General features: G+C 68.1%; 10 protein-coding genes. 5 read left to right on the top strand and 5 right to left on the bottom strand.

Going from position 1 to position 11,106, the window contains the following annotated elements; all coding sequences use genetic code 11:
• Positions 1-85: 85 nt before the first annotated feature.
• A complete protein-coding gene (locus IRT45_RS35175) occupies positions 86-1,126 on the bottom strand; it encodes a hotdog domain-containing protein (RefSeq protein ID WP_309241294.1) in 1,041 nt (346 codons plus the stop codon).
• Positions 1,127-1,303: 177 nt separating this feature from the next.
• Between IRT45_RS35175 and IRT45_RS35170 the strand changes: the two genes are divergently transcribed.
• The gene (locus tag IRT45_RS35170; protein WP_194810073.1) at positions 1,304-2,254 is read left to right on the top strand and encodes a hypothetical protein; all 951 of its coding nucleotides are present in this window, start codon (positions 1,304-1,306) and stop codon (positions 2,252-2,254) included.
• 50 nt (positions 2,255-2,304) lie between these two features.
• Here the strand turns inward: IRT45_RS35170 and IRT45_RS35165 are convergent, their stop codons facing one another.
• The 3 genes from IRT45_RS35165 to IRT45_RS35155 all read right to left on the bottom strand — a co-directional run bounded on the left by IRT45_RS35165 (position 2,305) and on the right by IRT45_RS35155 (position 5,151).
• Entirely contained in the window at positions 2,305-3,666 is a 1,362-nt protein-coding gene (locus IRT45_RS35165) for a DUF2252 domain-containing protein (RefSeq protein WP_194810072.1), read from the bottom strand.
• Positions 3,667-3,794: 128 nt separating this feature from the next.
• Complete coding sequence (locus tag IRT45_RS35160; protein ID WP_194810071.1) at positions 3,795-4,598, bottom strand: hypothetical protein; 804 nt, start codon at positions 4,596-4,598, stop codon at positions 3,795-3,797.
• 16 nt (positions 4,599-4,614) lie between these two features.
• Positions 4,615-5,151, bottom strand: coding sequence for a lipoprotein LpqH (locus tag IRT45_RS35155; RefSeq protein WP_194810070.1), 537 nt, complete (start codon positions 5,149-5,151; stop codon positions 4,615-4,617).
• Positions 5,152-5,371: 220 nt separating this feature from the next.
• Between IRT45_RS35155 and IRT45_RS35150 the strand changes: the two genes are divergently transcribed.
• The 4 genes from IRT45_RS35150 to IRT45_RS35135 are packed head-to-tail and all read left to right on the top strand — an operon-like array spanning position 5,372 to position 10,621.
• A complete protein-coding gene (locus tag IRT45_RS35150) occupies positions 5,372-6,775 on the top strand; it encodes a hypothetical protein (RefSeq protein WP_194810074.1) in 1,404 nt (467 codons plus the stop codon).
• Complete coding sequence (locus IRT45_RS35145) at positions 6,775-7,827, top strand: hypothetical protein (protein ID WP_228535945.1); 1,053 nt, start codon at positions 6,775-6,777, stop codon at positions 7,825-7,827. Before IRT45_RS35150 ends, IRT45_RS35145 begins: the two co-directional genes overlap by 1 nt.
• Positions 7,827-9,347: a tetratricopeptide repeat protein gene (locus tag IRT45_RS35140; RefSeq protein WP_194810068.1), complete on the top strand. Its 1,521-nt coding sequence runs from the start codon at positions 7,827-7,829 to the stop codon at positions 9,345-9,347. Before IRT45_RS35145 ends, IRT45_RS35140 begins: the two co-directional genes overlap by 1 nt.
• A complete protein-coding gene (locus tag IRT45_RS35135) occupies positions 9,344-10,621 on the top strand; it encodes a CHAT domain-containing protein (RefSeq protein ID WP_194810067.1) in 1,278 nt (425 codons plus the stop codon). The genes IRT45_RS35140 and IRT45_RS35135 overlap by 4 nt, the downstream gene beginning before the upstream one ends.
• Positions 10,622-11,023: 402 nt before the next feature.
• On the opposite strand, the gene IRT45_RS37390 is transcribed toward IRT45_RS35135, so the two are convergent.
• On the bottom strand, positions 11,024-11,106 hold an 83-nt coding region (locus IRT45_RS37390; protein ID WP_228535947.1), incomplete at its 5' end, for a hypothetical protein.

The raw sequence follows: 11,106 nt of genomic DNA, 5'->3' as shown, positions 1-11,106 counted from the left end.
TTTTCCGCCATTTTCGCGGAGGTTTGCACGAAAAATTCACCGATGTCCGACGGAAACACGAGCTACGACATCGGCGTTCCCGGCCTCAGCACTGGTTCGCCGTGATCCGGAAGTGGTTCGGCTCAGCGTCTTCCGGAACAGCATCTGCGGGGGTGAAATCCTCGACCAGCGAACGTAATCCGATCAGGTGACGGGCGTGGGCGTCCAGGGCGATGTCCTCGTCGGAGGCCGGGATCCACTGCCGGATCGAGCGCGCTTTGGCGTCCGGGTCCAGGGCGACGACCACGGCGAGGCCGTGGGCCGCCAGTTCCGGTTCGCCGGAATGCGGATCTGTGGAGGTGACGTGCACGCTGATGTGCATGCTGCGGGGTCCGGTGTGGATCAGCCGGGCCGTCGCCTCCACGGCATAGCCGATGACGATCGGCCGGTAGAAGCGGATGCCGCCGAAGTACGAGGTCAGGACGTGCTGGCCTGCCCACTTCGCGCCGCAAACATACGCCGCTTCGTCGATCCACTGCATGGTGCGGCCGCCGTGGACCTTGCCGCCCCAGTTGATGTCGGACGGAGCGGCGAGGAAGCGCAGGGTCGCGCTGGGCGCCGTCCCTTCCGCGGTGTAGCGCTGGGCGGCCATCGCGGCTTCGATTTCCTTGCGGACGGCGATTCTGACCTTCGCCTGGCGATGCCGCCGCAATTCCAGGGCGGTGACCGGATTCCATTGCGGCACTTCGACGGTGCGGCGATCGCCGTCGACGGCGACGAAAATGGTCAGGCATTGGGCGCTCTGGACCGGCTTCACGCGGGTCGGGTCGGTCGAGTAGACGGTGACCAGGATGTGCATGCTGGTGCGGCCGGTGTGAACCAGGTTGGCGTGCAGTTCGACCAGTTCGCCGACCTCGATGGGACGGTCGAGGTGGATGTTGCCGACATAGGCGGTGACGCAGTAGTGGCCGCTCCACTGCGCGGCGCCGGCGTAGGCGACCTTGTCGATCCATTCGAGCAGCTTGCCGCCGTCCACGGTGCCGACGATGCCGGCGTCGGCCGGTTTGACCAGGAAGCGGTGGATCACCTCCGACCGTGGCCCCGCGACGACCGGGGCGGGCAGATCGGCGGTCAGTGTATTCGGCACAGCGAAAGGTCCCTTTCCGAGAGCGTTGTTTCTTCGCCGACGCCGTTGTCCCGAGCACCCTAGGCCGCCGCGGCGGTTACGAGCGAGTAGGCGGTGTACCTCGGAGCGGGGGCCGAATCGTGTCGGTGCCCGTCGCTAGAGTCGGCGCGTACCAGCACGACTACACGGGGCGGAAATATGGGCTACGACATCAGCTTTCATCCGATCGACCTGCGCGTGGTGGAGGAACGGATCACTCCGTACCTCGCCGGACTGGACGGGGAGATCGATGATCTGGTGGCCGATGCGGTACGGCAGGCGAAGGTGCGGTTCCGGGCGAATGCCTGGGGACTGGGCACCAGCAAAGCCGCCGGCGACCGCGACTTCGATACGTTTCTCTACATCTGGGGGCGGCCGTTCTTCGTCACCGCGCAGGATCCGGCAATGGTTGCCGAAACCGTGGTGCGCTACTGCCATTCGTCCGTCGACGAGGTCGACGATCTGGCCCGCGAGCAGATCGCGCTCCTCGACCCCGGCCTGGTGAAACATGTCGAACCCGATATGACCGGCACGCTGCCCGCCGACGCGCACCTCGCCGAGGGTTTCCGCTGGAAACTCGATCTGCTCCGCGCCGCCGCGCTGGCCGTCCGCGAGGGCCGCTCGACCATTCCCAACGCCGACGGCGACGAGATTCCCGCCGCCGAGGCGCTGACCGGCAACGTTCACTTCGCTATGGTCGAATTCCTCGCCGCTCTGCTTCCCGGCTGGATCGAGCGGGGCAAGGTGTGGCCCACCGAACTGGCGGGACGAGCCGCCGTCGACGCCTATCCCCCGATCGACGACAATGCGCCGTTGCTCGGCTGTCTGCCCACCGAATTACCCACGCTGCGTTGGGAATCCGAGTCGATGATCGGTGGGAACTACACCATCGGCGGATACACCGCACCGGACGAAGTCCACGCCCTGCGCCAGTGGCTCGCGCGCAATACCGAACCGCTCACCGCGGTCGGCGACCAGTGGGACGACCGGCCCTACGTGCAGGGCGCACTCCGCAAAATCGACGAAGCCCTCGCTCTGGCCGAACTCACCGGCTCCGGTTTCGTCGAAGCCGCCGAGATCTATATCCCCATGCAGGGCACGATGAACTAGTGCAGGCCCCGGGTTGGTGGGCTGCTCACCAACCCGGGCTCGGGGGGCGATCAGTACGCGTCGGTCGCCGCCTGCACTTGTCCGGAGTCTATGGCGCGCAACAGTTCTCGATGGTCGGCGGCGGTTCGATCGGCGTAGGTCAGGGCGAACTGCGTCATGGCCTTGTCGAAGGCCTCTCCTGCGCCGAGGTAGTCGGCGATGGCGATGCGGTCGCCGGAACGGGCGTGGGCCCGTGCGAGGGTGTGACCGCAGATTCCGGCGTAGTCACGCAGAGCGGCCTTCGCCATCTGCGTGATGTCGGCGCCGCCCTTCATATCGCGCAACTGCCGGAAGTAGTAATTCCGGTCGTTCGGGCCGGAGACCCAGCCGAGGAAGATGTCGCTGGAGGTCTGCAGCAGGCGCTGACCGTGCACGACGCGGTGGCCCTGGTGCTGGAACCGGCTCGGCGCGAGATACGGCTCGAGGACCGACTTTTCGGCCTCCTTCATCTGCAGGAACAGCGGGCCGCCGGTGTCACGGTCGACGGTCAGGATCACGTAGCAGCGGGTGCCGACGCTGCCCACCCCGACCACCTTGTGCGCGTAGTCGACGATGCGGTAGCGATCGGCCAGCACCCGCCGTTCCTCCGGGAGCGATCGCCGGTAGGCGGTGAACACCTCTTCGACGGTCTGCGCGTCGACGTAGTCGACCGGTGTCAGCAGCGGCGGCCGATGGCGGATGCGCAGCGCTCCCTGCTCGTCGGTGTAGGTGAGTTTGCTCAGCGCGCCGAGGCTGGTGCGTTTGCGGGCCGCCTCGAAGGCCCGGTCCACACCCTCGCGAAACTTGGGCCGGCTCACCATATTCGCCACCGTGTCCTCGTCGACCTGCTCGTACCAGACGTCGAGGGAGTCCATGCCGGCCAGGCGCCGCATACATTCCCGGTAGGCCGTCGCGGCGGTCCGGGCCGCGTCGGTGGCCTCCGCGTCGGTGAAGCCCTTCTCCCTGGACGCCACGACGACACTCGCCACCAGCCGTTTGACGTCCCATTCGAAGGGGCCGGACAGAGTTTCGTCGAAATCGTTGAGATCGAACACCAGCGACCGTTCCGGTGAGGCGAAGATCCCGAAATTCGACAGGTGCGCGTCCCCGCACAACTGAACGGTCAACCCGGTGTGCGGGATCGTGGCGAGGTCGGCCGCCATGATCGCGGGGGCGCCGCGCAGGAACGGGAACTGCCCCGCGGCCATCCGGGCATAGCGGATCGGGACCAGGTCGGGAAGCCGGGTCTCGGCCTGCCGCTGCAGGATCGCGATGGGATCGCGATCGGGAGCGGGACGGAATTCGCCGAGCGACGAGCGGGGAACGGTGGCGCGCACCGCACGCCCCCGGGAGACGGGTTCGCTGGGAACGGGGTCGGCCACTGTTTTCGTCATGCACCAAGTTTTGCCCCGGCACCCGGTTGCGGCAACCATCCGGCGAACACCGTGATCCGCTTGCCGCCGATACGACCGTGCCGCCCTTCGCAGCGCTGATTCTGCGAAGGGCGGCATCCCGGTGTGGTTCATGCGTTGAGCGGGATCGCGATGACCACCTCCTGCTCGTTCTCCGGAAGGTAGTGCACCTGCACGATCCGTCCGACCTGCACGTTCGAAACGCCGGCCGGGGGGAGGAACTTCTCCACGTGGGTGCTGAAGGTGCTGCCGTCGGGCCGGGTGATCGCGAGTCCGAGATCGATTTTCGCGTAGCCGTTGCGAATTTCGCCGGGCACCGACAGCGACTGCACCACCGCCTGCGCGGCCACGCCGCGGCCGGCGATATCGAGCTTGGTCCGGGTGGTCACTCCCTTGCGGATCAGCGATTCGTTCATCGCCCGCTGCGCCGACGCGCTGTCGCCGGATCGGTCGACTTCCACCTTGTCGGTCCGTCCTGGGACATAGCGCACCGGAAGTACGACGCCGGGGCGCAGCAGGGCCAGTTCGGCGAGGGGCACGATCATCTTGGCGGTCGAATCGAACATCTCGCCGTGGGCGCCCTCGACGCTGAACTCGATACGCAGCTGCGGCTGATCGTTGACGCTGAGCCCGGTTTCGCGAGCCGACTTGACGGTCCCGAGGCCGAGCAGGCCGTTGCGGAACTCCGCGCTGTTGCGGCCGGTGAGCGCCGACAGCACACCCTCGCCGGTGAACGCGAAGACCATCACCACCGTGGTGAGCGCGATGATCGGCAGTGCGAGAAAACCGTTGAGCCAGGCCACGAAACCGGGCTCCCAAGGACTGGCCGTCCGGTAGGTGAAGCCGTGCCAGAGATAGAAGCCGACCGCGAAGGCGGCGAAGGCGACGGCCCCGGCCCGTACTGTGGTGCGCACGATGATTCCTCCTTGCTCAGCCGTTGACGATGGTGGGGCAGGCGAAGGTGATCTCGAACTTGGCGGTGGCGGGGCCGGCCATCGGGTTCGTCATATCCGGGGCGGCGACACCCTCACCGGTGACCTTGTAGGTCTTGCCGTCCTTGGTCACGGTGGCCGAGCCGCCGGGCTGGCCGTTGCCGAAGCCGACGGCATACGGCATCCCCGAGGAGCCGCCCTTGCTGCCGCCGATGGCGACCGCCTGCACGGTGCCTCCCTGGGCGGTGAGGGTGGCGCTGACGCTCAGCTGGCCGTAGGTGGGATTGGCGGTATCGGTCAAGGCCAGCGCGAGGGTTCCGGCGTGTTCGGCGCAGGTGGTATCGAAGTTCGCGCTCAGCGCTTTGCCGTCGACGAGGGCCGCCGACTTCCCGCCCGACGGGGACTGAGACACCGGTGCCGCGGTGGTCGATGCCGGGGCGGCGGTGCCGGAGTCGTCGCCGCAGGCGCCGAGGGCCAGGGTGAGGCCGGCGGCGGCGAGGGTGGCGGCGGCGATCCGGATCTGCTTGGTACGCATGGTGTTCGTTCCTTCGTTCTCGGTGAGTCCGGCCCTGTGATCGGGCCGTTGTTCACAAGGTAGGAACGGTTCGCCGCCTACCGATCCCAGGTTTCGGGCGGCCGGCAGCCGTATTCGGGTCCGGCCGTGGTGGTGGCATTCGAGCGGCGGCAGCGGCATTCGAGCCCGGCACGTGGTGGCGGCAGTCGGTTAATCTGACCGAATGCGACGACCGCGCGCCATGGTGCTCGACGAGGTGTGGCGCGGTATCGACGGCGTCGAGGCGCTCAGCGGCGCCCAGGGCGGACCGTTGCGCCGCACCGTGAAACTGATTCTCGATCCGCTGGTGATCCGCCCTGTCCAGTATCCCGCCTGCGCCGGGCCGATGCTCACCGCCGACGGTGCCACCCTGCTCGCGGCCCGCGTCCATGCCGCCGCCGATGTCCTGCGCGCGACCGCGGCCTGGTTCAGCCTCCTCAAACAGGTGCGACGGGCAGTGCGCATCACCGACGGCAACCCGCAGGACCTGTATTTCCAGCGCTGTTTCGAACTCGCGACCGTGTCGGGGGCGCCGGATCCGGTGCGTGACCGGCCCACTGCCACAGCCGCATTGCACGACATCCATCATGTCGCGGCCGGGCGGACGACACAGGCGTTGAAGGACCATCTCACCGATCGCTCCACGACCGGCGAACTCGCGGCGCTGATCGATACCGCGTGGCTGCGGCGACCGCAATCCGCGCCCGCGGGCGCCGACCACACCACCGCCCTCGCCGCACTACTCGATGCGTGCGCCACCGCCCGAGCCGATGACGCCGCCCGGGAACTGCGCACCTTGATCACGAAGCGAGCGGGGACCCATTCAGGAATTACGCTGTGGCACAACGCTTCCGGAGATTCAGCACAGGAACTGGGCCTCACCGCGCACCGCCTGCCGGTCGCCCCCGCGCTCGGTACCGGGGCATCGACCGCGACCCTGGCGCTGCCGTTCGACCGCACTGTCTACGAACGTGTTTTCACGGTGTTGCAGGCCTCCACCGAGCGCTCGGACCTGCCCACGATCCCGGAACTGGTGACCGAGGAGATCGCCCGAAGTTGCGCACCGTGGGCGCTGCTCGACGAATCGCTTCGGGTGACAGCGGCAGCGGGAGTGCACCTGGCACGGGGGCTCGCACCTGTCACCGGATCCGATCGGTCGCCCGCGAGCGAACCGGCACCCTCGAGCCACGGCGATTGCGTTCGTGAGATGAAAGGTTCTGCACGACATGTTAGTTCCGTTCCGCACCCCGGCACCGCCGCGCATCGGGCGATCAACGGGAGATGGCGGCGCGAGGCCTATGTACTGCAGGCACGCCGCCTCGCCGTGCACGACACCGGGGAGTCGTCCGATCCGCTCGCTGTGATCGCGGCCGAGCTTCGCCGTCCCTGGCGTTCCTATCTGCGGCGGCTGTGGGTTCGCCTGCACGGCCGCGATGTCCGCGGCGCGTCCCTATCGCCGACCGGGCCGGAAACCACCGAGCTGTGGGATCTGCTCGACGGGGTCGCACGTTCGGTCATCCTCGATCACCGAACGCGGGTGCGGAAGGCGCTGACCGCCAATTCCTCTGCGAACATGGCCGATTCGCTGGAATCGAGGGCCGGATGATGCCCGAAGCCGTAATCCTGCACCGCGACGACGAGGTCGTCATCGTCTCCCCCGCCGGTGCGCCCACGGTCCACGACGCGATGCCCGGACTCGACACGCTGGTTCTCGAAGTGATCGGCGGTTATCTCTCGTGGAGTTTGCTGTCCGGGCACACCGTTCCGGCGGCGGTACTGCACGATCCGGACTCCGCACAGGACTGGCTCTGGGCCGTGTACGGCGAACCAGTGGCGCTCGCCGTCGCCGACGGCCGGTCCGGCGAGCTGACCGCGTCACCGGCGCGTCCCGAATTGGCCGACGCCGCACGGCAACTCGGCTATGCGCAGTGGGCTGCGCACTGGTGGCCAGCATCCACCATCGACGGCATTCCCGCCCTCGATCCCGATGTGCTCGGCCGCGACATCGCGACTCTCACCGAATCCTGCGATCTGATCGTCGACGGGTCCGACGCACAGCCGTGGCCGGTGGGTCCGCCTGCCGATGCGGTTGCCCCGCGACGGCAGGACTATGCCTTGGCGGCCGGTCCCGCCGACGCCGGGCGCACCGGATTGGTGCTAGCCACGGGCACGTCGGGCTGGGATTGGCGCCGGTGCCCTCCGGGCGTGGTGGATGCCTCGGAATTCGCCGTCTCGTGGCAGCTCACCCGAGAGTCCGGCAGCACCTCGGTCGAGGTGCGCGTCGCGGCGGCGCCGCACCTCGATGCTGGTATGCCTGGACATCTGTGGCCGCACGCTCGGGTCGTGACCGACTCCGCGCCAACGGAGCTCGCGCTGCAGCTCAGCGGCGACACCTGGGCCGGTAGGGCGCGGGTCGATGCCGAAAATGTTGTGCACGTGGACATTTACGTTCCCGGGGTGGGGCCTACCCCCGACGAGACATCCGTGTCGCCATCGGCATCGGCATCGGCATCGGCATCGGCATCGGAGAATGCCTACGGCCCGAGGCAACGGCAGCGGATCCGGGACTTCGTGATCGACCGATTGCGGTCGCCCCAGCCGTCCATGCCGCTGCTCGAGGCCGAGAGTGCTGCTGCCGCATCGGATACGGACTTCTGATGGCTGATCCTGTTCCTCCCGGCCTCGAACTGCTCCACGAGGGCGCCGCGGCCCACGCTCGCGGCGATGTCACCGCGGCACTGCGGATATTCGAGCATGCCGCGCACACCACCAGCGGCGGCGTTCGGGTCAGCGCCCTGGTCAATGCGGCGAGTATGCGCGACGAACTCGGCGATCACGCCGGCGCGATCACCGGATTCCGCGCCGCGCTCACCGAAATACCCGACGACGCAACGGAAAAGCGCGCGTCCACGCTCGTCAACTATTCGCAGGCACTGCAGCACGTGGGCGATCTCGATGCCGCGGAAACGGCGCTGGAGCAGGCGCGCGATCTTCTCGCCGGTCACAGCGAGTTGTCGACGGTGCGGGTGTCGTGCCTGATTTCGCTGACCGCCGTCGCGATACATCGCAGCCGATGGGCGCGGGCCATCGAGCTGGCCACCGAATCACTGGAGTTCACCACGCGATTCGCGCCGCCGTTGCGCGGCCACCCGCTGGCTAATCTCGCGGCCGCCCACTTCGAGTCCGGGCGTGGTGAGCTCGGGCTCGACTTCGCCCATCAAGCCCTCACCGCATTCGAGGCAGCGGGCGACGGGAACGGCGCGGCCGAAACCCAGCAGACGCTCGCGATGATGTACGCCCGGCTGGGCCGCCCCGACGAGGCCGAGCCGTATCTACGTGCCAGCCAGCAGTATTTCGAACAGGCCGGTCTCGGCTACCGCGCCGGGCTGGGACTACAGTTGATGGCATATCTCGGTGAACGACACGGCGACCTCGACCACGTCGACCAGCTGTATCGCCGCGCGCTGACATCTTTCGAGGGCTCCGGTGCGGCGCTCGAATCGGCCGGGGTTCGAATTCGTTTGGCGACACTGGATTTCGCACACGGCCGCGTCGGGGACGGGCAAGCGCAGCTGGCGGCCGCCTACCAGATCTATGCGGCGCGCGGGCTCGGTTTGCAGTGCGCGCGGGTCGACTATTGGCATGCCGCGCTGTGGGAGACGGTCATCGCCGACATGGTCACGCCGCCCCCCGCGGAGGTACTCGCCCTGGCTCGGGATCTGGCCGTCACCTCCGCCCTCGCCATCGACGCGGTGCGCTACAGCTTCGACAACGGGACCCAGCGTGAACAGTGGAACCGCGAGATCGCCGCACCTGCCGTGCGATTGGCGTTCCGCTTCGCTCATCTGTGCGGTAACGGCGAGCTGATTGCCGATCTTATCGAGACCGTGTGTGCTGGAACATCTTTCGACACCGGTTCGGCAACCGAAAACGCACCGCCGAGGCTTCCGTTCGATCCGATACCGACGCCCGACGACGCACTCGATGTTCCCGACGCCAGTTCCCTGCAACTCGGCTCGGCGCTGGCCCAGGTGGCCGCGGCGGCCGGACTGCCCGTCTCCCCGCCACCTCGACTGTCGGTGTCCCCGGACGGCCACATCGCCTTGGACAGCTATATCACCGCCGCCGAACAACGCTACGGCCGGACGGTCCGGGAGGATCGGGTGCTGGCGATATGAGCGAGGAGACACCCGGCGCACAACCGACGGTGATCGTGCGCATGGCCGACGCGGGCGATCTGTACATGTCGTGGCGCTGGCTCGGGGATACCGCGAGTCCGGGCGTGGCCGCGCTGCCCGGCGCCGACATCGACGGCGTGGTGCGGCGGCTCGCGGCGGCGCTGCCCGATCCTGCCCGTCCCGGCGGCCTCGAAAAGGCCCTCAGCACAGAGGCTTTCGCCGAGCGTGAGTCGGAATACGCACTGGCGCAGGCGCTCAGCCGCACACTGCTCCCCCATGCTTTCGCGGTCCAGCTGCACGACCTGCTCGTACGCGGAATTCGCCCGCATATTCGGTTGCAGCCGTCGCCGCGAGTCGCGCAGGTGCCGTGGGAGATCATCGCCCCCGATCCGAACCTGCGGCTGATCGATATCGCGGATCTCAGCCTGCTCGCACCGGCGAGCATCGTCCACGCTCCCGGCCGCACCGCGCGCAGCTGGGCCGACGACCGGGAGCTGCCGGTGGTCGCGGTGCTCGATCCGCGCGTGCCCGGATTCCGGGCGGATTCCGAACTCGGCTCGGTGCTCGGACGGATGAGCTCCAGCTCGCCGCTCACGCAGAGGGTGTCCGAATACGTTGCACGACAGCGACTTCGGCCGCCGGTCGATGACCCACTGCACGCCTTCCGGCGCACCGACCTCGACCGGTCCCGCCTGAGCGCCCTCCTGCGGGACGGGGCCGCCCGGCTGGTCTACGTCGGCCACGTCACCGCCGAACGCCCGGAATCCGGTCTGAGCGAGAACGCCGAACTCCACCTCGCCTGCACCGCCGACACCACCGGTTTCGCCCGGACGCAACGCACCCATCGCCCGCTGTCGGCCAAGGATCTACTGCTGGGCACCCATACGCTGGAGCCCGAACCCGTTGCCGGACCGCAGCTCTGGCCGATTCCGAGCCGGGTCGCGCTCATCGCCTGCGAAAGCGGCGGCGATCTGCGCTTCACCGAGGCGCTCGGCCTGGTAGCCGCGATGATCCACGGCGGTGCCGAACTCGTCACCGCCACCCGCTGGCCACTACCCACCGATCTGGCATTCCAGCGATTCGCCGGCGCCACCGACGCGGCGCCGCTGCAAGAGGTAATCTGCGCGGTCGACGATGCGCACGAGCAAGTGGAACCCATTGCCGCCCTGGCCAATTGGCAGCGTGGACGGCTTGTCGCTTGGCGTGAGACGGGCGCGGTGGAGGATTCACCACTGCTGTGGGCGGCCTTCGCAACCGTCGACGCCGGGAGCTGAGCAGACAGTACGAATAAACCGCGTTGAAGCTACCGATGCAGCATCGCCACAAACGTCATCTGATCGAGGCACGAACAAGCCGAACCTATTGCCGCCCTGGCGAATTGCAGGACGCACGGCGCCCCGCCCGGGCTGTGGCCGGCATCGTCGAGGACTGAGCGTCGCGGTGGGCGGCAGTCGCCACGGTCGCCGGGATTGAGCGCTGCGAGACATAGCGGGTGCCGGGCACTCACGCGCGCACCGCCGGTCTCCAGGCAGGGTGAACTGGCGCCGCACCGAAACGATCTTCGTCGTGGGCGGCGCTCGATGAGGCAGATGGGTCGACTGACCGAACGCCCAGCGCAGACACGCAACGACCCGCCGGACAAGGCCGCCCGGCGGGTCGTTCTGCGGTGTGAAACCTTACGCGGTTTCGGTGATCGGCCGGTCGACCCAGCTCATCAGGTCGCGCAGCTTCTTGCCGGTGACCTCGATCGGGTGCTCGG

The sequence above is a fragment of the Nocardia sp. BSTN01 genome, assembly GCF_015354405.1.
GTDB lineage: Bacteria > Actinomycetota > Actinomycetes > Mycobacteriales > Mycobacteriaceae > Nocardia.
The sequence above is the reverse complement of the archived record's forward strand: the minus strand, read 5'-3'. Positions and strand labels throughout refer to the sequence as shown.